The sequence below is a fragment of the Candidatus Jordarchaeum sp. genome (genome assembly GCF_052745115.1).
Genome location: NZ_JBRAKS010000014.1, coordinates 1 through 24,961 on the forward strand (window position 1 = coordinate 1; position 24,961 = coordinate 24,961).

At 32.3% G+C, this 24,961-nt stretch carries 31 protein-coding genes and 1 pseudogene; 3 read left to right on the forward strand and 29 right to left on the reverse strand.

Annotated elements, in window-relative coordinates:
• Positions 1–119: 119 nt before the first annotated feature.
• The gene (locus tag ACUVXA_RS02245) at positions 120–539 is read left to right on the forward strand and encodes a DVU0524 family FlgM-associated protein (protein WP_445869603.1); all 420 of its coding nucleotides are present in this window, start codon (positions 120–122) and stop codon (positions 537–539) included.
• 13 nt (positions 540–552) lie between these two features.
• On the forward strand, positions 553–855 hold the full coding sequence (gene flgM, locus ACUVXA_RS02250; protein ID WP_445869604.1) for a flagellar biosynthesis anti-sigma factor FlgM: 303 nt from the start codon (positions 553–555) through the stop codon (positions 853–855).
• Positions 856–938: 83 nt separating this feature from the next.
• Here flgM and fliW read toward each other — a convergent pair whose 3' ends face one another.
• The 29 genes and pseudogenes from fliW to ACUVXA_RS02395 all read right to left on the reverse strand — a co-directional run bounded on the left by fliW (position 939) and on the right by ACUVXA_RS02395 (position 24,240).
• Positions 939–1,397, reverse strand: a complete 459-nt coding sequence (fliW, locus tag ACUVXA_RS02255; RefSeq protein ID WP_445869605.1) for a flagellar assembly protein FliW — start codon at positions 1,395–1,397, stop codon at positions 939–941.
• 7 nt (positions 1,398–1,404) lie between these two features.
• Positions 1,405–1,632, reverse strand: coding sequence for a carbon storage regulator CsrA (gene csrA, locus ACUVXA_RS02260; RefSeq protein ID WP_445869606.1), 228 nt, complete (start codon positions 1,630–1,632; stop codon positions 1,405–1,407).
• A 43-nt stretch (positions 1,633–1,675) separates the two neighbouring features.
• Positions 1,676–2,569, reverse strand: a complete 894-nt coding sequence (flgL, locus tag ACUVXA_RS02265; RefSeq protein ID WP_445869607.1) for a flagellar hook-associated protein FlgL — start codon at positions 2,567–2,569, stop codon at positions 1,676–1,678.
• A 7-nt stretch (positions 2,570–2,576) separates the two neighbouring features.
• The gene (flgK, locus tag ACUVXA_RS02270) at positions 2,577–4,028 is read right to left on the reverse strand and encodes a flagellar hook-associated protein FlgK (RefSeq protein WP_445869608.1); all 1,452 of its coding nucleotides are present in this window, start codon (positions 4,026–4,028) and stop codon (positions 2,577–2,579) included.
• Positions 4,029–4,031: 3 nt separating this feature from the next.
• Complete coding sequence (gene flgN, locus ACUVXA_RS02275; RefSeq protein ID WP_445869609.1) at positions 4,032–4,544, reverse strand: flagellar export chaperone FlgN; 513 nt, start codon at positions 4,542–4,544, stop codon at positions 4,032–4,034.
• Positions 4,545–4,558: 14 nt separating this feature from the next.
• The gene (locus ACUVXA_RS02280; RefSeq protein ID WP_445869610.1) at positions 4,559–4,867 is read right to left on the reverse strand and encodes a rod-binding protein; all 309 of its coding nucleotides are present in this window, start codon (positions 4,865–4,867) and stop codon (positions 4,559–4,561) included.
• A gap of 39 nt (positions 4,868–4,906) precedes the next feature.
• Entirely contained in the window at positions 4,907–6,076 is a 1,170-nt protein-coding gene (locus ACUVXA_RS02285) for a flagellar basal body P-ring protein FlgI (protein ID WP_445869611.1), read from the reverse strand.
• Positions 6,077–6,093: 17 nt separating this feature from the next.
• Complete coding sequence (locus ACUVXA_RS02290; protein WP_445869612.1) at positions 6,094–6,795, reverse strand: flagellar basal body L-ring protein FlgH; 702 nt, start codon at positions 6,793–6,795, stop codon at positions 6,094–6,096.
• A 14-nt stretch (positions 6,796–6,809) separates the two neighbouring features.
• Positions 6,810–7,556, reverse strand: coding sequence for a flagellar basal body P-ring formation chaperone FlgA (flgA, locus tag ACUVXA_RS02295; RefSeq protein ID WP_445869613.1), 747 nt, complete (start codon positions 7,554–7,556; stop codon positions 6,810–6,812).
• A 14-nt stretch (positions 7,557–7,570) separates the two neighbouring features.
• Positions 7,571–8,353 carry a flagellar basal-body rod protein FlgG gene (gene flgG, locus ACUVXA_RS02300; protein WP_445869614.1) on the reverse strand — a complete coding sequence of 261 codons (783 nt, stop codon included), beginning with the start codon at positions 8,351–8,353 and terminating at the stop codon, positions 7,571–7,573.
• A gap of 25 nt (positions 8,354–8,378) precedes the next feature.
• On the reverse strand, positions 8,379–9,086 hold the full coding sequence (gene flgF, locus ACUVXA_RS02305; protein WP_445869615.1) for a flagellar basal-body rod protein FlgF: 708 nt from the start codon (positions 9,084–9,086) through the stop codon (positions 8,379–8,381).
• 183 nt (positions 9,087–9,269) lie between these two features.
• Positions 9,270–9,812 (reverse strand): hypothetical protein, encoded by a 543-nt coding sequence (locus ACUVXA_RS02310; protein ID WP_445869616.1) that lies wholly within the window; start codon positions 9,810–9,812, stop codon positions 9,270–9,272.
• A complete protein-coding gene (locus tag ACUVXA_RS02315) occupies positions 9,805–10,026 on the reverse strand; it encodes a hypothetical protein (RefSeq protein WP_445869617.1) in 222 nt (73 codons plus the stop codon). The genes ACUVXA_RS02310 and ACUVXA_RS02315 overlap by 8 nt, the downstream gene beginning before the upstream one ends.
• Before the next feature lie 5 nt (positions 10,027–10,031).
• On the reverse strand, positions 10,032–10,418 hold the full coding sequence (locus ACUVXA_RS02320; protein ID WP_445869618.1) for a response regulator: 387 nt from the start codon (positions 10,416–10,418) through the stop codon (positions 10,032–10,034).
• Positions 10,419–10,444: 26 nt separating this feature from the next.
• A complete protein-coding gene (locus tag ACUVXA_RS02325; protein WP_445869619.1) occupies positions 10,445–11,254 on the reverse strand; it encodes a FliA/WhiG family RNA polymerase sigma factor in 810 nt (269 codons plus the stop codon).
• Positions 11,251–12,189 (reverse strand): MinD/ParA family protein, encoded by a 939-nt coding sequence (locus ACUVXA_RS02330; RefSeq protein WP_445869620.1) that lies wholly within the window; start codon positions 12,187–12,189, stop codon positions 11,251–11,253. Before ACUVXA_RS02330 ends, ACUVXA_RS02325 begins: the two co-directional genes overlap by 4 nt.
• An 11-nt stretch (positions 12,190–12,200) precedes the next feature.
• Positions 12,201–13,232, reverse strand: coding sequence for a flagellar biosynthesis protein FlhF (locus ACUVXA_RS02335; RefSeq protein WP_445869621.1), 1,032 nt, complete (start codon positions 13,230–13,232; stop codon positions 12,201–12,203).
• 41 nt (positions 13,233–13,273) lie between these two features.
• Positions 13,274–15,367, reverse strand: coding sequence for a flagellar biosynthesis protein FlhA (gene flhA, locus ACUVXA_RS02340; protein WP_445869622.1), 2,094 nt, complete (start codon positions 15,365–15,367; stop codon positions 13,274–13,276).
• An 8-nt stretch (positions 15,368–15,375) separates the two neighbouring features.
• Positions 15,376–16,446, reverse strand: a complete 1,071-nt coding sequence (gene flhB, locus ACUVXA_RS02345; protein WP_445869623.1) for a flagellar biosynthesis protein FlhB — start codon at positions 16,444–16,446, stop codon at positions 15,376–15,378.
• 2 nt (positions 16,447–16,448) lie between these two features.
• Positions 16,449–17,240, reverse strand: a complete 792-nt coding sequence (fliR, locus tag ACUVXA_RS02350) for a flagellar biosynthetic protein FliR (RefSeq protein ID WP_445869624.1) — start codon at positions 17,238–17,240, stop codon at positions 16,449–16,451.
• 12 nt (positions 17,241–17,252) lie between these two features.
• Positions 17,253–17,522, reverse strand: a complete 270-nt coding sequence (gene fliQ, locus ACUVXA_RS02355) for a flagellar biosynthesis protein FliQ (protein WP_445869625.1) — start codon at positions 17,520–17,522, stop codon at positions 17,253–17,255.
• Positions 17,523–17,533: 11 nt separating this feature from the next.
• Positions 17,534–18,316 carry a flagellar type III secretion system pore protein FliP gene (gene fliP, locus ACUVXA_RS02360; protein WP_445869626.1) on the reverse strand — a complete coding sequence of 261 codons (783 nt, stop codon included), beginning with the start codon at positions 18,314–18,316 and terminating at the stop codon, positions 17,534–17,536.
• Complete coding sequence (locus ACUVXA_RS02365) at positions 18,306–18,689, reverse strand: flagellar biosynthetic protein FliO (RefSeq protein WP_445869627.1); 384 nt, start codon at positions 18,687–18,689, stop codon at positions 18,306–18,308. Before ACUVXA_RS02365 ends, fliP begins: the two co-directional genes overlap by 11 nt.
• Before the next feature lie 5 nt (positions 18,690–18,694).
• Positions 18,695–18,949, reverse strand: a pseudogene (fliN, locus tag ACUVXA_RS02370) (flagellar motor switch protein FliN); the annotation flags it as partial.
• Positions 18,950–19,072: 123 nt separating this feature from the next.
• Positions 19,073–20,029 carry a flagellar motor switch protein FliM gene (gene fliM, locus ACUVXA_RS02375; RefSeq protein WP_445869628.1) on the reverse strand — a complete coding sequence of 319 codons (957 nt, stop codon included), beginning with the start codon at positions 20,027–20,029 and terminating at the stop codon, positions 19,073–19,075.
• Between the two features lie 7 nt (positions 20,030–20,036).
• Positions 20,037–20,555, reverse strand: coding sequence for a flagellar basal body-associated FliL family protein (locus tag ACUVXA_RS02380; protein WP_445869629.1), 519 nt, complete (start codon positions 20,553–20,555; stop codon positions 20,037–20,039).
• A gap of 230 nt (positions 20,556–20,785) precedes the next feature.
• Entirely contained in the window at positions 20,786–22,048 is a 1,263-nt protein-coding gene (locus tag ACUVXA_RS02385; protein WP_445869630.1) for a flagellar hook protein FlgE, read from the reverse strand.
• Between the two features lie 22 nt (positions 22,049–22,070).
• Positions 22,071–22,724, reverse strand: coding sequence for a flagellar hook assembly protein FlgD (locus ACUVXA_RS02390; protein ID WP_445869631.1), 654 nt, complete (start codon positions 22,722–22,724; stop codon positions 22,071–22,073).
• Positions 22,725–22,746: 22 nt separating this feature from the next.
• Positions 22,747–24,240 (reverse strand): flagellar hook-length control protein FliK, encoded by a 1,494-nt coding sequence (locus tag ACUVXA_RS02395; RefSeq protein WP_445869632.1) that lies wholly within the window; start codon positions 24,238–24,240, stop codon positions 22,747–22,749.
• Positions 24,241–24,790: 550 nt separating this feature from the next.
• On the opposite strand from ACUVXA_RS02395, the gene ACUVXA_RS02400 reads away from it, so the two are divergent.
• Positions 24,791–24,961 (forward strand): transposase (locus tag ACUVXA_RS02400; RefSeq protein WP_445869633.1); only part of this gene is annotated, 171 nt, incomplete at its 3' end.

A 24,961-nucleotide genomic window follows, 5' to 3' on the forward strand; every position in this document is an offset into this window, starting at 1 on the left:
GGAAAGATTTTATACGATAATAATAATTGAATTATGTTTAAAAATAGGAAGGATTTTCCTACTGAAAAAATTAAAGTTTTTGATATTGAATGACGATAAAATATATGACGAGATTTGTTATGGTAATACCCGATTTACAAATTCAAAATATCCTAAAAGCCTATAGCAGACAATTATCTTTAAGATCAAAAATTTCTAAAGAAAAGAATGAAAAGAACATAATTCAAAAAGATAAAATTTCACTTTCGGCTGAAGGTAAAAAGATGTGGCTTATTGATAAAATTGCAAAGGAAATTATAATGCAAATTGGAAATGGTGGAGAAAGAACGGATACATTAAATGAAGTATTAAATCGTTTAAGTGAAGAATTCGGTCATCCTCTTGAAGTAATAAAAGAGAATAGTAAAGGATTAGTGTTTAAAGTAGTCGATAAAGAAAATGAAGCCAATAGCATGTTTCTTCCTCAATCAGAGAATGAAAGATTAGAAAAAAGATTGTTTGAAATTACAAAGGCATATATTTATCAGCAACTATCTTAGAAAGGAGAAAAATTTGAAGATACATGATATTCAAAATCAAACAGGATACATTGGAAAAATTGAGAAACGTCTTGATGAATCCGGGAAATTATCTTCCAAAGAAATAGAGAGTTCCTCGATAAAAGATAATGTGGCACTTTCAAGTCAATCAAAAGAGATGCAAAAAATTTATGACACTTTAAAGGAAACACCTGATATAAGAAAAGAAAAAGTAAACGCCCTTAAACAGGCAATCCAAAAAGGTGAATATAACATTGACTCCCAAAAACTTGCTGAAAAGATGCTTAAAGAATCAATTCTTGATATAATCCTTTAAAATCCTACATGCCATAAACTGATATAGGAAAAGTTAAAAAGATAATTTGCGATTGAACTTTTAAACCTCTGACCTTTTTAATATTAGATTGAAGAAGAAGTCCTATTCTTCAGTTCAACGGGATGTCTATGTGAGTACATACTACCAAATAAAATAACTTGTTTTGCCAATTTTTTTACAATATTTATAACAACAGGAGCCAATAGATTTGCTGTAACCTTAAAAGATTCACCCTTATTTGATGAAATATTAAGAACTATAAGAGTTTGAATTTTATCCAAGGATTTTTCAATTTGAAGATCATTCTTATCCTCTTCGGAAAGTTGAATTTCATAATTTGGTTCAATTAAAAAGGGATCAATTAAGACAAAAGCAAGGGAGGGATTTGATATTGATTGAAACCAAAGAAATGGGGAACCTTCAGCATGTTTCAATAAAATAAATTCCTTATCATTTGAGAAACCAATCATCCCATAAGGCATAAAGATAATATCTTTCTCTGATATTTCAATAGTTCCAAATCTACTTGTTGTTATTTTCACAATTAAATCACTCCTCCTTATTTTCTTCGAGAGAAGCTAAATGACTTAATTCAATTTTTGAAGCTAAACGGTTTTCTTCAACAATCTTTTTATAAATCTCCTCTCTAAAAATTGGAGTCTCTATAGGTGCCTCAACTCCAATTCGAACCTGTTGCCCTCTGATCTCGATAATATAAACTTTTATATTCTCTCCAATAATAATACATTCGCCTACCTTACGAGTTAAAATAAGCATATTTACCTTCCTTGGTAAGATTTATCTTTTTCACTTCCTGTGATTATCTAATATAGTTAAGAATACTCAATTCGGATATTCTTGTTGAAGAGAGTAGTGCAGCTTGGTAAGCGATCTCTTTTTGTCTCAATTCTATCACTACCTTAGAATAATCCGCATCCTCAAGGTCTGAAAGACGTTCTCTAAGATTAAGGTCTAATTGATTTAAAATATCTTTCTTTCTCTGTAAACGGTTCGCCCTCCCGCCTAAGTCAGCTACCTCATTGTTTAGATAATCTTGTATCTGGGTTAATCGTTCAATTTCATCTCTTATCCCATCTATGTCATTAGTTTCCAGTGATTTTTTTAAACGACCAAGTGAATCAAAAATTCCAGAATCTCCGATTACGGATTTCCCATTTTTCCCGATCAATAGTTTTTCGCCAATTCCAATAAGTATTTCAAAATCGTTTAGATCACCGTTATACTGAGCTGTTTCAATACCATTATTAGAAATCTTTTCAAAAGGAGCAATATTATTTTTATAGCCTGAAAATATATATACTCCTCCAAGTTTTGTATTTCCTAAGGAAATTGCCTGATCTAAAAGATGACCAACCTCTGTGGCAGTATAAGCCCTTGTATTACTATTTTGAGAATCGTTTGCCATTTGAATGGCAATTTCTTGAGCTCTTTCAACCAATTGTATCATCTGTGAAAGTGCTGATTCACTTAGATCCAGCCAGGATTCTCCTCTTTTAATACTTCTTTGATATGTTTCTATTTGATAGAGACTGGCTCTTAGTCCCAATGAATTAATAACTGATGATGGATCATCAGAAGGTTTAGCAATATTTTTACCGCTTGAAATCTTTTCGTTAATTTTCTTCAAATCATTTGATAATTGAAGAATCCTTTCTTGAATTCCTTGATAGAATGATCGTGTTGAAACTCTCATTTTTTTCCTATCTCATATCGAGCAATGTTCTTAACATCTCGTCTGCAATAGCAACGAGTTTAGATGCAGCTTCATGGGCTCTTTGAATCTTTATCAGTTCAATCATCTCTTCATCCAAATTTACTCCTGATATAGAATCCCTTGTTTCATTTAAATTATTTAATAGAGCCTGTGAAAAATTTTTATTCTCATCATACTCATTGCTTTTAACACCAATCTCTCCCACTAAGGTATGATAATAATTGTCAAGTGTTTCAATATTAACTGAACTACTCACTGAATATCCTCTTTCTTCATACCTCCATTTTTTAATTTCAATATTTTCTGTCTGAATAGTTAAAATTCTAAGAGCATTTTCATTGTCACCTTGTTGTCCCGAAACTCTACCCGCAGCAATATTTATTGGATTATTCTTTACGTCGTCACTCAATTTTATAAAAGCTGAAGCTCCTCTATAATCATCTGAATTTGGGATGTCAGGGGGTTGCTTAAAATTTTCAAAGAAATATTTTCCTGTTTCTCCTAAAAGCGTATAACCTGCAAAATGAAGATTATTTACCTCCCTAATTAAGCTTCCAGCCAATTCATCTAAATTTGCAATATATTCTGGGACAATATCATCTCTTAGATCAAGCCATGCACCAATCTTTCCACCCTTCAATCTTTTACTAATATCACTTTCAATCTGATTCCAATAAATATTATTTTCGTCTTGGCTTAACTCCCAGTAATAAGTTCCATCCACAAGCATAACACCAGTTGAAGTCATTACTTTAATGCCCCCATTTTCATCCTCAAGATATACGTTTTCGATAAGTTCTGATAATTCCTTTAAATAATTTCTCCTTAAGTCTCTAAGGTCATTAGCTTCGGTTCCATTAGCCTCTATCATAACAATCTTTCCGTTAATTTCGGCAATTCTCTTTGAAAGAATATTTAATTCATTTATTCCATTTTTGAGATTATTATTTAATTCCTTTCTAATCTGGCTCAAATCTCTATTCATTGAGTTAAATCGGGATGCGAGAACTTCTGCTTTAGTTAGTAATGCAGTCCTCTCAGAGATTCCTCCTGGATTATTTGATAAATCTTGCCAAGCCATCCAAAACTCTTTCATAGCCTTGGTTAACATTCCCGACCCTTCAATTTCATTAAAGATAGTCTCAAGTTGTGAAAGTATTGAAGATTTTGTTTCATATTCTTTCAAAGTTGATGTTTTTTTATATATATTACGGATGATAAATTGATCTACGTATTGAACTATTGAATGTATCTTTACTCCCATTCCGATCTTAATTCTTGTAGAAGGTAAAGGAGCGTTTGATTCTAAAATAGCTTTTTGTCTTGAATAGCCATCTGTATTCACATTGGAAAGATTATGACTTGTCACTGCCATATTTTTTTCTTGTGCCATCAATGCACCCTTAGCAATATCAAGTACACTTCTTATCCCATACATGATCTAAACCTCACGATTCAAAGAAGACAAAGATAGTGGAATGTTTTTTTCACATCCTCCTTTGCGATCATAAAAAAGCTTTTCTGGTGGGGGAGAAACTATTAATCGAATTATTTCTGAAAGAATGGATAAATATTCTTGAGCAAAACGTTTATTTTTTTCATTAATATCCTGAACCTCCTTTTTTGAAAGATCTAACTCTCTTTCAATATTTTTAAGTTTACTCCTATCATAAGTTGAAATATTAGAATAAAGATGTGAAAATGAAGCTTCCTTATCCGAATCATATGGAATAATCATCTTTATAAAATTTTTTACCTTACTTTCTATCTCTAAAATATTTCCAATCTTTTCTTCTATAACCCTAACCATTTTTATTAAAGGTTCAACCTGTCCAGTTCTAAGATATTCTGATTCTGTCTTAAGTCCATTGATTAATAGTTGATACTGAGTTAATTCCTCATTTAATAAGGAATATAAAGCTGTTATATCTTGTGATTGGGATTTAGTTTTCATATTATTTTTTTCTCCTATTCTCTAACATTATATTGATTCCCAATCTTTTTAATTATATTTTCATAGAGCATTTTCCCAAGCCCTAAACCATCTCTATTTGAAATTAATTTACTCACCTCAGTATCAAAAAAGGATTCAAATAAATCCTTACCTATTGTATTACCAAAAAATCCACTCTTAACAATCGTTTTTCTCATAACCTTCATCATTTGTTGTATAAAAATGGATTCAAAATCACGACAAACTCTTTGCAATTCTTCCTTATTAATCCGATTTAATTCAATACTTTTTTGGTCATTTATTTTTGTTACAGATCCATTCATATATATTATCGGAAATTTCACAAAAATTCTTAATCACTTTTAAATGATTTCAAGCTCAGCTTGTAAAGCTCCCGCAGCTTTTATAGCCTGTAAAATTGATATAAGATCTCGTGGAGTTACTCCAATGGCATTAAGGGCTTTAATAAGTTCTGCAAGACTTACCCCTCCCTGTAATAGAACCAATGATCCTTCCTCTTCTTCAGCCGAGATCTTTGTCTCTGGTGTAACAACAGTACTTCCTCCTGGTGATATGATAGAACCCGATTCAGGAGGCACAACTGCTGGTGAACCCCTTCTGGAACCAGGTGCAAATGGAAGTGGCTGGGAAACTGAAAGCTTTTCTTTTACCTGGATACTTATACCTCCATGGGCAATGGCTACAGTAGAAATTCTTATATGTTCTCCCATTACTATTGTTCCAGTTCTTTCATTGACAACTACTTTGGAAACAACATCAGGAACAATCTCTAATTTTTCTATAGTTGCAATCCACTCTGGTACCCTACTTTGATACGATTCAGGAATTGCAATAATAAGAGATGAAGAATCAATACTTCTTGCCACAGCATCACCTAAATTCTTGTTTATAACTTCTTTGACCTTTTCTATGGTTGTGAAGTCAGGATTAATTAAATGTAGGATAAGTTCTTTTTTCTCATTTATTGATATAGGAACTTCCCTTTCAACAATAGCCCCTTTTGGAATTGTAGCCACTGTTGGATGATTTTTCTGAATACCTGTACCAGTTATTCCCGATGCTGCAAATCCACCCAAAAGAACTGGACCTTGAGCAAGTGCATAAACCTGTTTATCAACGCCAAGCAATGGCGTAAGAAGTAAAGTCCCACCTTGAAGACTTTTGGCATCTCCAATTGATGAAAGCAAAACATCTATTCTGCTTCCGATCTTTGAAAACGGAGGAAGATTAGCAGTAACCATAACTGCCGCAACGTTTTTAGGTTTAATTTGACTAACCTTATCTCGATCAATATGAATTCCCATTCTCTCAAGCATATTTATTATTGAACGAATTGTGAATTCTGTGTTGGAACTATCTCCTGTTCCATTTAGTCCTACTACCAGACCATATCCCAATAAAGGGTTGTTTCTCACTCCTTTAAAAGTTGAGATTTCTTTTAGTCTCACTCCCTCAGCTTGTGAATAAATAAGGAATAATGATATAATTAAAACTTTAATAACTCTAAACATTGATAAACCCTTCATTCTTAAAAAGGCCAAATCCAGTCAACTAACCTCATTAACCAGCCTGGTCTCTGTTTGTCACTTATTATTCCTGAACCTGTTAATTCAATTACCGCATCAGCAATATAAGTTGAAAGAACCGTATTATTTGACGATATATCTTCTGGTCGAACTACACCCTGAACAAATATGAATTGATTTTCGTTATTTAACTTCACCTGCCTTGACCCCCTAATTACAAGATTCCCATTTGGAAGAACATGAATAACCCTTGCCGTTATAAATGCATTCATGTAAGAACTACGAGTTGTCTCCCCTTTTCCATCAAAGCTGTTTCTAAAATTTATCTTGTGATCAGTACCTATTGGAGTCTTATGAATTTCCCAACCCTGGGTAATAAGCTTAAATAGACCACTCCAATCTGCCTCTGCGCCTGATTCTCTATCTGTTTTTGTCTCGGCATTCTTTGATGCGGTAGCCCTCTCTACTATATTGATTGTAATTATATCTCCAATATTTTTTGCCTTTAAGTCAGCATAAAGAAGTTGAGGGCAATTATCTGACCAAATAGATCCCTCTTCATTTTTTGAATAAGAAGGTCTGGAAGTAGATAGAATTTCTCTTTCTACATCCCAAGGTATAAATCTTTTTGTTTCAGTTGTTGTTGTACAACCATTGATAAGAAAAAGAGTCAAAAATAATATAAAACTTAAAATGTTATACATCTTAATCCTATGTATCAAAAATCGATTTTTACTGTCTTTTGGTCTAAAATTTTTCCAAAAACTTCTTTTTTACTTGTAAGATTAACCAACCTTATTTTATCTCCCATTCCTCCTTCTTCTTTTGCTTCACCTATTGCAGTAATTCTTAATTTTGAATTTTCAATTAATATAGTAACCTGATCTCCTTTGCGAATAAGGGGGGGAGATTTAAGCATCCCTTTTCTCAGAATTTCACCCTGATTTATTGCAATGGTTGTCATCTTTCCGATTACTTCATCTTTTTCTAGCAAGATGTCGGATGGAAATTGGCTCAATTTTTTATAGACAAACTTAACATCCTCTTCCCCAATAATTTGATTTTTGGCTAAATACCGAGATGCAATCAATACTTCCATGTTTAACTCAACCTTTGCAGTAACTCTTACCCTTTTTACCTCATCTGGAGTCAAATAAAAAAAAATAGTAGCTGATACGTTCCCACCCCTATTAGAATTAGATGAAAGGGAGACCTCATATATTGTAGGATGGGATGATAAAAAATAAAAATTATAAATCTTAACTTCCTTTACCTCAATTTGATTCTCATCGAGGTAAAAAATTTTCTTGAAATAATCTTTAATGATTTTACGAACCACTTCTTTATCAGGAAATAAATAACTTTTTTGGAAATTTTGGGACGGTGATAATGAACTTCCATTAGAAAATTGATGTAAACTGATACAAAAAAGAATAAAAGCCGAAATAACCAATTTTTTACTCATTTAGTGTTAGACTCCTATCTTTTTAAGTTATTTGCCATTTGTAGCATGTCATCTCCTGTCTGAATTACTTTGGTTCCTATCTCATAAGCTCTTTGTGCCATGATCATGTTTATCATTTCTTCAACTACATCTACATTAGACATTTCCAAAAAACCTTGAGATATTGTACCAAACTCATCTGATCCTGGATTCCCCTGTATAGGATCTCCACTAGCCTCGCTTGGGATAAAGAGATTTTGTCCTATACTCTTTAGGCCTGCTGGATTCGGGAAATTAAATAATTGAATCTGAACACTCCCAAGTTCTTTTCCATCCCCACCTGAAGCGACAATTCTACCTCCTGAATCAATGGTAATAGTTGTAGTTTGTGCAGGAATGGCAAACTCTGGTTGAAGTCTATTCCCATGATGATCGCAAATATAACCATCTTTATCTATCTTGAATGCCCCATTTCTTGTAAATACTTCTCGCCCATTGCTAATCAATTTAAAAAATCCCTTTCCTTCTATTGCCATATCCAGTTCTTTTTTTGTTTGTACATAATCCCCCTGAAGAAAAAGTTTTTCAACAGAAGCTACCCTTGCCCCCATTCCGATCTCAATGCCTGAAGGCAATTGACCACCAGAGGCTGTAGATGCACCTGCAACCTGCATTGTTTGGTACATTAGGTCTTGAAAATATGCACGGCTCTTCTTAAAACCATTAGTATTTACATTGGCAAGGTTATGGGCTATTACATCAATATTAATCTGCTGACATGACATCCCGGTTGCAGCAGTCCAAAGTCCTCTTAACATTAAATTTCCTCCTCTCCTATTTATTTTATTTAATTCTTCCTAAATCGTTTGCAGATTTAGAATTCATCTCATCTTGAGATTGTATAAGTTTTATACAAGATTCATAAATCCTGAATGTTTCTATAAGTTCTATCATCGCATTAATCGGGTCAACATTAGAATTTTCTAAAAAGCCTTGAAGGATCTTTGATTTTTGTACAAATTTTTCTTCTTGATTATTTGTAAAAAAATTATAATCTCCCTCTTTCCTCAGAGCTTTTAAATTATTAAAAGTGACTAAAACAATCTTACCTACCACCTCTCCATCGACCCTAACGGTACCATCAACCTCCACTACTATATTCTTTCCATCAATTCGTATGATTCCGTTTTCCCCTAAAACTGGATAACCATTATTATTTACAAGAGTTTTATTTGTATTCAATTTAAAATTTCCAGCCCTTGTATATCGAACTCCTGATGGTGTATCTATTTTGAAAAACCCCTCTCCCTCGATTGCCAGATCAAGTTCATTTCCTGTCTTCTGGAGATCGCCTTGTGTTAATGATAAGACTGTTTCATCCCCAATTTGATTTTCGGATAAATTTGAGGAACGGTGAATAATTGTTTTAAAAATAGGTATATCTTTTTTAAATCCAACAGTATTGCAATTGCTGAGATTATTAGAAATCACATTAAATCTTCTCTCTTGTCTAAGTGCTCCTAAAGTGGAAATAATAGATTTTGAGTTCATTTATTATCTCCTTGATTTATTATTAGATTTAGCAATTGCTATGCCATCAATATAAATTAATTAAATATTAAGGTAATTATCTGTTATCATTAGATATTCTATTTCCATACTTTAATTATTTTTTATTTTTAAAAACCATAACTTAATAAATTTGATTATCACTTAGGAAATTTTTGCCTAATCCTATGTTTCATTAAAATTTCTATTTGAAATTAAAGATTCACTTTTACCCTTTAAGGACTGTTTATATTTCATCCAATCAAATAAAAACCTAACCTCACCTGGAGATATTTTAAGAGAATTAGCAATTTCTGAAATGTTATAGCCTGCTTCAACCATCTTTTTGACTTCCCCTTCGAGACCTTTATAATGGTACGGAGCAACTTCGAGGAATTGATTTAATTTACTTATTTTGGGATCTAACTTATTTCCAATATCTATTCTATTAAAAGATTTACTTTGGAAAAATTCCTTCGAATTCATAAATTTTTGAAACTTTTCGCAGAGATTTTCTCCTTCCTTGATCCATTTTATCAGTGGTTCTAAATCCAAAAAATCTTTTTTAATCTGTTTTATCCTTTTCTCTTTTATTACATAAATTAAAAGCAATATTAATGAGAAGATAACTATCCCTTCTATTAATATTAATCCCACATCAATTTTTAAAAAATTTCCTCCAATGATATTCACTTTTTTCTCTCCTTCTTTAAAAAACTCTTTAAACAAAAATATCTAATATCCTTCCGGAACTTGAATCTTTATCTATATCTTTTAAGTCTTCGTAACCATATCTGGTCTCCTCCTCATCATTTTTTTCCATTTTCCTATTATCTCGCTGTCTCAGTCCTCTCTGCAGTATATTCTTCTTTTTAGAATCTCTCAATTTCTCTTTGGGAAGAAGTTTATCAATTTTTTCCATTCTTCTGATCTCATCAGACATGACTTTTATTTCCCTTCAAATATCTTATTAATTTTTTCTAATAATGTCTCTGGTGTAAAAGGTTTGACTACATAGTTATTAACCCTATTTTTGACAGCCTCGAGGACATTTTCTTTTTGTCCTTCAGCAGTTACCATTAGAAAAGGTATATCTTTCCATTCGGGAGTTGTTCTTACCGTCTTTAAAAGCTCGATTCCGGGCATCTGGGGCATATTCCAATCAGAGATAATTAAATCGATCTTTTCTTTTCTAAGAATGCTAAGTGCAGTTGTTCCATCATCTGCCTCAACAATTTTCGTAAATCCCCTTTGACGGAGGATATTTCTGATAATTTTTCTCATTGTTGCAAAATCGTCAACTATTAAAATATTCATTTTTAAATTCAACATCATCCTCTCCTCTTAAATTTAATTGATTTTTATACCGAAATTATTTCCTCCCAACCTTCTTTTATATGACGTTTTAATTTGGCCCTCAATTTAAGAATAATACTATTATGAAGCTGGCAAATTCTTGATTCAGTGAGGCCTAAAACTTCTCCTATTTCTTTTAACGTCAATTCTTCAAAATAATAAAGTGAAATGATCTGTCTTTCTTTTTCACTAAGTTCTTGAATAGCATAAGACAATATATGCTTTATCTCCTTTAAGCTCAAAGTGTGAAAAGGATCATTTTCCTCATCTTCTAAAACAAATTGTAAGATTTCTTCCTCACTAAGGTTTATATTTTGCTTTTTTAAATTATTTAAATCTAACAGAGATATTCCTTGAATTTTTCTCATCTCTTCATAATATTCTTCTAATGATAAACCCATTGCTAAAGCGATTTCTTCATCCTTTACAGGTCTTCCATTCTCATTTTCGAGTTTTTCAATCAACTTTTCTATTTTCGATGCCTTTTGTCTAACTGAACGAGGAACCCAATCCATTGATCTCAGTTCATCAAGCATAGCACCCCTTATTCTATATCCTGCATATGTTTCGAACTTCACTTTTTTTTCTGGATCAAATTTTGATATAGCATCCATCAAACCAACCATGCCTGCACTTATAAGATCTTCAATAGAAATATTGGATGGGAGGCGCATCGCTAGCCGATGAGCTATAAATTTAATTAATGGAGCATACTTCTTAATCATTTCATCTCGCTGAAGGTTCTGGAGATTTTGAGAAGTCTCCTTTTTCCCTTGGAAAAAATCGACTTGATATCTGTAAGCCTTTGTTCTCAACTTTCCTCTCCTTGTTTATTAAGATGTTTTTGATATTTTAAATATATTTCTCGGAAAAGCTGTATACCTCCTTGAAATCTTATTTTTAACGGTCTTTCACATAGATTTTTAGCCAATTTAAATATATTTAGGCTCGAAGGAGATTTAGGATAAATTTCCAACACAGGCTTCTGCTTTTTAACTGCTAATGGAAGGCTCCCATCTGAAGGGATATAACCTAAATATTCGATAGATATATTTCTGAGAAAATGGTCTGCTACTTGACTAATCTTTCTATATACTTCCTTAGCTTCTTGGTCATTCATCACAAGATTAACCAATAATTGGAAAGACTTTTTGTCATATTGTTTAGAGAGTACTTTTATCAAGGCATAGGCGTCTGTTATAGAAGTAGGTTCTGCTGTAGCAATTACAATTGATTCTTGAGCCATCAAATTAAAATACAAAACGTTAGAAGAAATTCCAGCTCCTGTATCAATCAAAATAAAATCAATATCTTCACAGAACAAATCTATTTCATTCAATAATATCAGTTTTTGTCTTTCATCTAAGTGGACAAGTTCAGAAACGCCTGAACTTGCTGGTAAAATAGTCATTCCCCCTGGACCTTTAATCAAAATTTCTGATAATGTTTTTTCTCCATTGAAGAAATGTCTAATGGTAAAGCGGGGCGATAAACCCAGTAGGACATCAATATTTGATAATCCCAAATCACCATCTATTACCAATACACTTTTTCCTAATTGGATAAATGCATAGGCTAAATTTGCTACAATATTAGTTTTTCCAACACCACCCTTTCCGCTTGTGACTGATATCACTCTTGGAAATCTATTTTTTTTGTCCTTTTCTATTAAAGGAGATATCATCAACTTGTCCTTTCTTATTTCCATTTCTGAATTTATTATTTTTCGTAATCCTTCCGCTTGGTCCATCTCTTCCCCTTCTAATTCCATTGGATTGAATTAATGATAAGATTGGCTACTTTACTCTTTGTTGCTAACTCAATATCTTCAGGAACTCTCTGCCCATTCGTCATATAGGCAATTGGTCTTTTATGATGAAATATTTGATTAAACATTGGAATAAAATGATCGGTTTCATCAATCTTTGTAAAGATAAAGCTTATTATTGGTATAACGCTAAATCTCTCAATAATTCTATCTAAATCCTTTTCTTTCGTTGTTGTGCTTAGTACCAAATGATTTTCAATATTAGGATGAACAGTTAAAAAACTCTTTAATTCAGCAATTTCTTCTTGCTTATTCGGACTCCTCCCAGGCGTGTCAATCATCAAAAGATCCTGCCCATCCCATTTTTTAATGATCTTTTTTAGTTCCTCTGGATGATGGGCAATCTCTAAAGGAATTCTTAAGATATCAGTATAAGTTTTTAATTGTTCGATAGCTCCTATTCTATAAGTATCTATAGTGATAACTGTAATTTTTGAAGTTAAAGTCAGACTCAATCTTGCTGCTAATTTCACTAAAGTTGTGGTTTTTCCAACTCCCGTTGGTCCAATAAATGACCAAATTTTCATACGATCGAATTTCGGCGTTAGAATCTCGATTGACTCCATCATCTTCCACTTTAGGAATCCCCTATAAAACTCTGGAAGGTGGTTGCTGGAAATTTCTTTATTAGAAAATCTAATCTCTTCGAGCAAATTATTGATAAAATCGCGATGAAGACCCAATGAGAGTATCTCTTTGATGAAAAAATCTTCTTCCTTTTCATTAAACGAATCCTTTTGGTTTTTTGAAGGTAAAACAGATGATGTTTGGAAAATTACTTTATTACTTTGATCCCTATCAACAGCTGCTATAATTTCAACTAAAGGTGAACTAATAATATTTAATTTTTCATAAGGTGGTTTTATCCTTTTGGTAGAAAGGATGATTGCATCTGGCCCAAATTCTTCTCTTACCTGTTTCAAAACTTCTTTTATATCCTTACCTTCAAATCTTTTTATCTGCATATCTTGACCATCCTTTCAATTTAAAAATTTATTTAAAATTCCTATACATTACCTCCTGTAGTAACTGTTCCAAGGGATTGAATCTTTATCTGAGGGATTAATTCACTATGTGATATAACCACTAAATTCGGAAAAAATCTCTCTATTAATCTCTTGACATGTCTTCGTATTACAGGGGAACAAAGAAGAATGGGTCGATAGTTAAGATGTAAACATCTCTCTAATACCTGATTTAAATTTGTGATAAGTCTATGGATAAAATTAGGCTCTAATGCTAATGCAATACCATATTCCCCTTTTTGTACTTTTTCACGTAGAATATCTTCGACACCTTGATCCAGAGAGATAACAGGAAGAACTCCATCTGGTGTTATATATTGATTAATAATAGATCGAGCTAATCGTTGCCTCACATATTCAGTAAGTACTTCAGGATCTTTTGTTATTGTTGCATAATCTGCTAATGTCTCTACAATTGTAAGAAGATCACGTATAGAAACTTTCTCTTTAAGAAGGTTTTGAAGAACCTTTTGAATGACTCCTAAGGAAAGAAGATGAGGAGTTAATTCTTCAACTGCTTTGGGATAATGTTGGGATAAACGATCTAATAATTTTTGTACATCCTGACGGCTTAAAAGTTCATCTGCATGGGTTCTAATAACCTCGACAAGATGTGTTGCCATAATAGTTGGAATATCTACAACAGTATATCCTGAAAATAGTGCTTCATCCTTTTGCTTTTCTAAAATCCAGATCGCAGGCATTCCGAAAACAGGTTCTTTTGTAGGTATTCCTTCTAAATCTTTCTTTACATCGCCAGGGTTAAGTGCCATTATATAACCAATCATCATTTCCCCTTTTGCTACCTCATTGCCCTTTATTAAAATTCTATAGTCTCCAGGCTTTAACTGAAGATTATCCCTCACTCTAAGAGGTGGCACAATTATTCCTAACTCAGCAGCAAATTGCCGGCGAATTGCTCTTATTCGCTCCAAAAGTTCTCCATTTTGTTCTTCATCAACTATTGGAATCAATCCATAACCTACTTCAAGTTCCAATCGATCCATTGTAAGTAGTGATTCAAGCTGTTCAGGAGAAGGAGGAGATGAAACTTTGTGCTCTTCTTTAATAACTTTTTGAGTTATAGATTTTTGCTCTCTTAATGCAAGGTATCCCAAAATTAGGAATAATAATGAAAGTGTGATGAAAGGTATATGTGGAAGCCCAGGTAATAAACCTAAACAGAAAAGAATACTTGCAGACAAAATCAAGGCATGAGGCTGAACTTTAAATTGTTTGTTTAATTCTCTACCCATACTATTTTCAGCTGCGGCACGGCTAACAATTATCCCGGAGGCTGTAGATATCATTAAAGCAGGAATCTGCGCCACAAGTGCATCTCCGATTGAAAGGACAGTATAGGTTTGAGCAGCTAAAGAAATATCCATCCTGTGTTGTATAATTCCTATCACAAATCCACCTATAATATTGATAAGAATAATTAAAAGCCCAGCAATGGCTTCTCCTCTTACAAACTTACTTGCTCCATCCATTGCACCATAAAAATCCGCTTCCCGGGCAATTAACTCCCTTCTTTTCCTAGCTTCCTTTTCATCAATAATTCCAGCGTTGAGATCTGCATCAATGCTCATTTGTTTCCCAGGCATTGCATCTAAGGTAAACCGAGCTGCAACCTCCGCAATACGACCACTTCCACGAGTGATGACAACAAAATTAATAATGACAAGAATTATAAAAACGATAAAGCCAACAACATAATTCCCACCAATTACAAATTGACCAAAGGATTTAATCACATGACCCGCTGCTGAAACTCCTTCGTTTCCATAAAGAAGTATAAGACGGGTTGAAGCAATGTTTAAAGATAATCTAAAAAGTGTTGTTAATAAAAGAAGAGATGGAAAAGTAGAAAATTCAAGTGGATTCTTGATATACAGTGATGTAAGTAATATAATGAGTGCAACTATAAAACTGAAAGAAAGTAATCCATCGAGAAGAAATGTAGGAAGTGGGATCACCATGACTAACATGATGGCAATTACTGCAACAGCCATCTGGATATCACTTTGTTGAAATTTCAAATAATTTGATTGAAGAGAAGTAGATTGTTTCATTTCGTCTCCTACCACCAGACTTTATTCTTTATCTTATATACATAGGCTAAAATGTCGGCAACTGCCTGATATAAATCTGAAGGGATTATTTGTCCTATATCTACATTTCGATAGAGGGTTTGAGCTAAAAATTTATTCTCAACAATTATGATTTGATTTAACCTTGCTATTTCAATAATCTTTTCAGCAATCCAACCTGCACCTTTAGCAATAACCTTTGGAGCTTTCATCTCTTTAGATCTATAATAAAGTGCCACAGCCAAATGAGTTGGGTTTGTAATTACTACATCCGCTTTGGGAACCTCAGCCATCATCCTACTCCTTGCTAAATGACGCTGGATGCTACGTATTCTTGATTTTATAAGAGGATCTCCTTCTGTAAGCTTCATCTCTTCCTTTAATTCATATCGAGTCATTTTGAGCTGACTTTCATAATTCCACCTTTGGTAGATATAATCTAATATAGCTAATACCGTAATGATTGAGGATATTTTTAAAAGAAGATTCAAAGATACAGAACTAATATATTTAAAAATCTGCCCGAGATTTTGGTCAATCAATAGTAAAACATTATCTACCTCTTTCTTAATGATGAAATAACCTACCATAGCAATGATCAAAAATTTCAAAACCGATTTTAATAATTCGATAAAGCCATGCTTACCTATAATTCGCTTTAAACCAGATATGGGATTAATCTTTCCAAAATCCAATCGTAGAGGTTCTAAAGAGAAAAGGAATCTTGTTTGAACTTGGTGGCTTAAAATAGATACCCCAAGAAGTACTAAAAATAGAGGAGAAAGTATTTTAAATAAATACCAGATTATTTCGTTATTAAGTGTTTTTATTTCATTAAATCCTATATTAATTTTGGCTATATTTTTTAAGAGATTAACCATTTCTTCAGAAAGTTTTTGATAAATATATGTACCAAGAAAAAAAATAGTAGACATACCTAAGACCAAAATAGCAACAGAAGGGATTTCTCGACTTTTGGCTACTTGACCTTTTTTTCTTGCCTCCTCCCTTCGTCTCGGGGTAGCTTGTTCTGTTCGATCAGCAAATGATTCTTCAGCCATTGTCATCTCCTCATCAAAGGTAGAAGGACATGGACCAATCCCCTGCCCGATTCTCCAAGTATTCCCTTTATAAATGAGAAAATAGGATCAATGGATAAACCTAAAAATATTAATCCTAAACCGATGGTTATAGGGAAACTACTTATAAGTAAATTGATCTGAGGGATCAACCTTGCTATTATCCCTAAGGCTAATTGAACAAATATTAATATGGCCATAATTGGAGCAACGATTTTTATAGCAATTTGGAAAATCTTTCCAGAAGTGATTATTATTTGTTTATATAAACCTTCGCTTAAATATAACTCCCCTGGGGGTAGGAGTTGAAAACTATCTATCATTGCCCTTAAAAACCAATGATGACCATCAATTACAAAAAAGATTGTGACGGCAATGAAATAATAAAATTGACCTATTACTGTAGAATCGCTTTCTAATTGAGGATCAAGGATATTAGCTATCGAGAACCCCATATGAGTTCCAATTAATCCACCAGCTAACTGAATGCCTGTGAATACAAGTTTTATTGAGTAACCTAATATAAACCCAATCATGGCCTCTCCTATTAAATAAATTGATAAGGAGAGAACTCCAGAAAATAATTGAGAAGATTTAATCTTTACCACAGGTAACAGAATGAAACTGATCATAAGGCTTAGACCTATCTTAAGAAGAAAGGGGAGATTTCTTGAACCAAAGATAGGCATCATGAATATAATAAAGAGTACTCTCATCAGAATTAAAAGAAACGAATCGAACTGTTTTAATAACCAAAATAAAAAAGGACTATCCATTGAGAAAATTCCTTAATGAATATATTTTGGTAAATTCATTATTAACTGTTGTGTATAAAAAACCATTTTCTGCATCATCCAAGGAAATAAAAATAAAATCGTAATAAAAACTGCTACAATCTTTGGAACAAATGTTAATGTCATTTCGTGCATCTGAGTAATGGCTTGAAAAAGTGCAACTACTATTCCCACTATCAATCCTACTGCAAGGATTGGCAAAGATATCATGAGTGTAATTTCTAAAGCATTCTTTGTTATTCCTATTACGAATTCCTGGGTCATTATCATCTCTCTTAATTAAAACTTTTTACTAAAGATCCCACAACCAGATTCCATCCATCGACTAAAACAAAAAGTATCACTTTAAAAGGCAATGAAACCATCATAGGTGGAAGCAACATCATTCCCATGGAGAGAAGAATACTCGATACAACAATGTCAATGATCAGAAATGGTAGAAATAATAAAAAGCCCATCTGAAAAGCTATCTTTAACTCACTAATCACAAAAGCTGGGAGAAGTATATTCATCGGAACTTCATCTGGAGTTTTTGGCCGTATCGTCTTTGAGATTTGAAAAAAGAGCGCCAAGTCTTTCTCGCTCACCTGTTTCATCATGAACTTTCGAACCGGTTTTATTGCCTCATCCAGTGCCACCTCCTGAGACAATCTCTTCTCAATATATGGAATATAAGCCTTCTCTTTGACCTCATACCAAACAGGAGACATGATAAAAAACGTTAGAAAAAGTGAAAGACCTATTAAAATTTGATTTGGAGGCATCTGATGAAGACCCAATGCATGTCTGAGAAAAGAAAAAACTATTATTAAACGTGTAAAAGATGTCATCATAATCAAAATAGCAGGAGCTAATGTTAATATAGTCAAGAGAAAAAGGATTTGGATAATAATAGAGGTATTAGCTGGATCTTTAGATTTTCCAACTTCAATTTTTATTGAAGGTATAGGTAATGCATTGGATTGAGCATAAACAATTGAGAAGGAAAAAATTATTATTAATATAGTAGTAATGATTAAAATCCTTTTATTTTTCATCCATTTCAATCTATTTTGCATTTAGTCTCCTTAGAAAGAATCCCGAAAACAACCTATTTTTAAAAAGATAATTTTGTATATAAATCATCGGCGATGTCTTTAATCCTCGATTTTCAAGAATCTTTTTAGCCCATTCTTTATCTTCGATTTTAGTCAATAATGTAATTTGAGATTCAGAAATACCTATTGCAAATAATTCTCCCCCAATATCTATAATGGAAATATATTTCTTGGGCGCAATCCATTGAGTAGTAATTAAATTAATAATAGGAGGAGAGGAGATATAAGGATTGAATTTTCTTCCACGTTTCAATAATAACCTATATGCTAAAAAAGTAAGAATGAAAAAAATACCAAAAATCAATATAATTTTTCCGATTGGTAAAAACAGCATCCCGATTAATCCCCCAACTGTTTAATTCTTTCAACAGGGCTAATGATATCAGTCAATCTTATTCCAAATCTATCATTGATAACAACAACCTCTCCTCTTGCAACTAATTTCTGATTTACCAGTATCTCAAGAGGTTCACCAGCTAATTTATTAAGTTCTATTACTGATCCCTGACCAAGCTGAAGTAATTCCCTAATCAAAATTTTTGCTTTTCCTAATTCAACACTTACTTCTAAAGGTATATCAAGAATGAATTCTAATCTGGGATATTCCTTTAAAATAGACTCATTTATAATGCTCATTTGATTGCTTTCATTTCCTATTTTTTCCTCTATCGATTGATCAATATCCATTTATTTGCCCTCCTATTGAATCTTTATCGTTTATTCAATCTGAATGGCTTTATTTCCTCTATAAATCCCTGGCTTTCCCAAAAATTTAGGGATACCTTCTACATATACTTTTAATGGCTCAGATAACTCCTTTTCTAAATAAAGGATATCTCCAACTTTCCAATTAATTAAATTTTTGACTTTAATCTTACTTCTCCCTAATTCTACTTTGATATTAACCTCCGCCTGTTCCAAAAGGTGGATAAGTCTTTTTATCCAATTATGATCAACTTCGAATTGATCAGTGCTGAAATTCGAGTATAATCTCATCTTGATTGGATCTATCATGGAATATGGAATACAAAAAATAAATATTCCTTCAAATTCATCAATTTCTATACTAAATGTTATGTTGATTACAAGGTCATTTGGATGAACGACTGATACAAAATGAGGATTGATTTCACTTCGAATATGTATAAGGTTAAAAGATTGAATAACTGCCCAAGCCTTTTGCATATTTAAAAATATCATATTAACGATTTTTTTGATTAATCTATTCTCAATAGCTGTAAAGTCCCTTCCTTCGATACGAAAAACTGTTTTCCCGGATCCACCAAAAAAGATATCCAGTAAGGTAAAAATAAGCTTCGCTTCAATGGCTAATATTCCATACCCCTTTAAAGGCTCCATTTTGAAAAGATGAAGGCTTGTCGGTACAGGTAATGTATTTATAAAATCTGCAAATTTATTAATTTGAATTCCCTTCGAGTTGGTCTCCACTATTCTTCTTAAAGCAATGGAGAGGTCATTTCTAAATTGTTTTAAAAATTGGTCATTTATAATATCAAGAGTTGGCATCTTTTCTTGAATAATTCGATCAGGATTATTAAAATCATAGGCCTTCAACTTCGAGCTATCTATCTTTTCTGGAGTAGTCTCTACCTGCCCACTTTCAACCCCTTTTAATAAAGCATCTATTTCTTCTTGTGATAATATTTTTTCCATTTTATTTTTATTGCATTACAAATTCTGTGAAAAAGATTTCTCTTACTTTCTTTTCTCCTAATAATTTATTAATATGTTGAAGAATTTCATTTTTTAGTCTCTTTTTTCCTTCCCGATCATATATCTCATTAAAAGTTTTTGAAGAGAGAAGAGTAATGATTATATCTCTTATTTGAGGCATTCTCTTGTCAATCTCTTCGTTTATCTTAATATCATTACCTTCTATTTCAATACGAATTTTTAAATACTTTGAAACCTCAAGATCTGCTAAATTTACTATAATTGGGTCCATAGTGTACAAAAAACCAATTTTTCTTACTTCCTGTTTTTTATCCAATTGTTTAGCAGAAGGCTTTTTAATTAATGGAATTTCAATAGGGATGATATTAAGAATAGAAATTATACCTAAAACGATAGTGAAAAAAACCATAAGACCTATTCCAAAAAAAATAAATCTTTTTTTCTTTTTGTTTGAAGAATTTTCTATTTTTCCCTTAATCTGTTCGTCCATTGAATGGCTTTCCATAAAATATCTCTTTTTCTTCTTTAAAAATGGATAAGCAACTAATATGCCAAATTGATCCTTCCTTAATTACTTGAAAATATATGTATTTTTCTAAATAATTAAATTTTAGGAAATGGTTTAAAATGTCAATTTTTATAGTTATTTGTCAAAGGATTGACATACAAGATGTGGGATTTAATCAATGAGAAAATGACTTTTAATAGGGGGTAAATATTTTATACCCCCTATGATTATCTTATATTTATTAACTGAGAGAGCATTTCGTCAGTAGTTGTAATTACTTTTGTATTTGCTTGGTATCCTCGTTGAATAATAATCATTTTGATAAATTCTGCAGCCATATCAACATTTGATTCTTCCAGCATAGAAGAACAAATATTCCCCATACCTCCAATTCCAGGTTTGTTATACAAAGGGTCTCCTGAACGGGTTGTAGCTTGGAAAATATTTCCGCCTTTTCTGATAAGTCCATTTAAATTTGGGAAATCCGCAAGGGCTAATCGGGCAATATTCCTTCTTATACCATTGGTATAATTAGCCATAATATTTCCTTCTTCATCAATGGCTATCCCTGAAACATTACCTGCAGAATATCCATTTTGATAAAGTCTCTGAATTGATGAGGCAGATCCATATTGGGTGGTTCCTGAAAAATCTATATTTGTTGAGGGCGCAGAAAGACCATTATAGAAAGTAATAGACCCTGTGTGAAAATCAACAGGCATAGAAGTTGTTAGTCGTCCTGTGTCATCAAATTCCATCTGTCCCTCTCCATAAAGAACATACTCACCTGGTGTACCCCCTTGAACATCATTACCATCTATTACGGCGTGCCATTCCCATTGTTGATCACCTGTTTTTGTAAAATAAACCTCTATCTGATGGGCTTGACCAATTGTATCGAATATGGTAATGGCAGTCGAAAAATGAGAACTCCCAAAAGGATCATTAATATCCCAGCTTAACGCATTTTCAGAGGCATCAAGATTTAAAACCATTTCTATTTCACTTGTAACCCTTGGAGGGATCATATTATTTTGATGAATTCTAATATCTGAAAGGGTCTCAATTAAATTTATTCCTTCACTGTCATATAGATATCCTTGGACGCGGTAACCTAAATTGTTTACATAATAACCTTGATTGTCTATATTAAAGTGACCTGCTCTGGTATAAAATTCTTCTCCTGTTAGTGGGTCTGAAACAATAAAGAATCCTTTACCATTAATCGCAATATCTGTAGCTACATCTGTTGTTTCGAGGGACCCTTGAATAAAATTGATATCCACTGTACTCACTTTCGCCCCTGCACCTGTTTGGTTACTTCCTGTAACACCACTGAGAGATACTCCCAATACATCTTCAAAATGGGAAGAACTACCCTTGAACCCAGTGGTATGAAGATTAGCTATATTATCTCCTATTACTTGCATGGCTATTGCATGAGTATCAAGACCACTCAATCCAGTAAAAAAAGATGTTGTGATTGACATGATATTCCTCCTTTCTTTTATTTCAATCCATTATTGAAATTATGTCCTCCATAGTTGATCTTCCTAATAAATGGTCAATGTAGACTATACCATTTTCGAAACTTATACCTTTTATTTTACTTAATTGAAAAGATTTTATATCTATAGGTTTACCATTCTCATCTGTTGCAGAGATTTTAAATAGATAGATTCCATCCGAAACAGAATTTCCTATGTTGTCTTTCCCATCCCATACTAACCTCTGCTCAGAGGTGGTTTTAAAGCCCTCGTCTAATCTCCGGATTAGATTTCCCATGGTATCCATTATGTAAACTTTTACATTTCCTGGTCTTGATAATTGATAATAACCCTCAGAAACTTCACCTTTATCAACAGATATTAAACTTCCAGCAAATTTAACTTTTTTACCTATTAATTGAGTAGCCTGTAAACTATTAATAGATGCCTGATATGCAATCAGGTTTTCAAAGCCCTGACTGATTTTATTTAATGTTTCAAGATTTCCGAATTGAATCAGTTGCGAAGTCATTTCATGATAATCCAACGGATTTAAGGGATTCTGGTTTTGTAGCTGTGTGATAAGAAGGTTAAGAAAATCGTATTGAGAAAGAGTTATTCTTTCATTGTCTGTAATTTTAGAATTAAAATTTTTTATTTCTGAAATAGAAGAAACCATTTTTAATCTCCTTTATTTAAATTTAAATCATCAAATCAATATGTCTTTTTTCCCAAAGATATTGTTCCATAATATTCTTCTCGTTTATCCATTCTTCTTGAATTACATCAACTTCTTCAGTCTCTTGATAGTTTCTCGAAAATCTTTTTCCTTCTTTAAAAAGGTTTTCATGTCTATTTTGAAAGGAATTCATTTCCTGTTGAAAGTATATTTCAAATCTTTCTATTTTAAAGCCATCTTCAATTAATATCTCCGATAAGTATTCACGATTTAACTCTAAGAGTTTCTTTGTATCTGAATTTTCAGCCCATAAAAAAATCTCCACGTGTTTTTCATTATTTTTAACCTCTATCTGCATATGGCCTAATTCTGGGGGTTCTAAAATTAATTTAACTTTTTCTCTATTATTCTTGAGGCACCAAATAACGGATTTTTCTATCTGTTGATATATTGCATTTAAATCCCATTTTGACATGTTCCTTGATAAAGGATGAGTTGATTGAAAAGTTTCATCAATTACATTTTGAGACTCTTTAAATTGACCGCCACTTATAATTTCAGTATAATCCGTCTTTGATCTTTCAAATCCTGAAAAAAATGAAGACCCTTTATGATTATCGACCTCTTTCAATTCACCAATAAGAGATTCAGAATTTAAATCTTTTGCATTATAAAGTAAATAGGAAAAAGATTCCTTCTTTTCATTAAGTTTTGTATCTTGATTTAATACCTTCTTATCTACTTGATCAATAGAATTCTCATCAAAGGATATATTAAAAATAACCTTTTTAGGTTCGAATTTTAATCTTATATCGTTTTGGAAAATCATTTCGGAAAAATTGGAAGAACTTTTATCCTTTATCAATAGGGAAACATTTTCAATACATTCATTTAAATGTTTTATCCCATCCTGAAAAAACTCATTTGATGGTAGTATCTCTTCATGATTATATAAATTTTTAAGAAGGCTTAAGTTATCTCCTCTATCTTTTGAAAATAATTTATTGATAAGATGAAAAGGAGATAAATTATCAATTAGTTTATTATCGAATTTATTGTGAGTATAGGAATAGGTTTCTAACTGAGGTATGATATCTATAATTTGAAAAATAGAACTCTTCTTCCCAATTTCAACATATTCTCTCCAAAAAGTACTTTGGGGACTATGAATATAAGTATAACAATAGTCATAAAAATTTATATCTTTTTTTATATTGGTATTAGATGAAAAGGATTTTAATAACCATTCCTGAATCTCTTTTAGATTTGGATCCTTATCTTCTAAAGCTCGAGTAGTAGAATATGATTTAGAATCTTGAAAGATGTTTAAAAAAGGGAGATAAATAGAAAAAGAATCATAATTCTCCCAAACGGAAATATTCTTTTTAACATATTTAACATCGGTTTTCATTTCTAATAACTTTTGGAAGTTCTCTTTATCTGTAAAAAACCTTTGAAAATCTATTAATTCTTGAAAATTTACAAATGGAAAAATTGAAATATCTATCAATTCCATAAAGTTCAACATTTTATCTGCAAAGGATGTACCAATTTTTAAATTAATTTTTAAAGCAGAATTATTCCTATAAATTCAATTAATTGGATGAAAGAAAGTATCACATTAATAAAAATATGAGGAAAAAATTTCCATATTTTTATCAAAGAGAAGAATTTTTTCCCCATTAAGTTTGATTATGTACGACATACTTTTTTCGAAGAATTAATTAAAAAATGGGAGAACAAACTTATATTTTTTTCCAAATACAAATTGATTAAAGATTGAATTTAATAGGCATTATTTAATAAAAGGATAAAGATTTCTATCTTTTTTATCTATATATTTTGGAAGAAGATAAATCCTTTTGGCAGATGGCTTATTATGCTCAGTATTGTTTGTCCATTCGATATAAACCCACCTTCCTTTTTTTCACACTATCTAAAGATATAGAAATTCCTCGACTATCTTGAATTATACTGCGACCCTGAAAGAGTGGACACACTGAAGGTGTAGAGGTAGAATCTCTTTTTAAGGAGGGGGAAAACCCTAAAACCGGAGGTGTAAGGAAATGAAACCAAGGAAATGGACAGTGGATGAGAAGATGGCCATAGTGATGGAGGGTTTGAAGGAGAAGAGGTCTGTGTCAGAGATTTGTCGGGAGCATCAGATAAGTCAGACGCTTTACCATCGTTGGCGTGATAGGTTCTTAGAGGCTGGGAGAAGAGGGCTGGTCAATGGA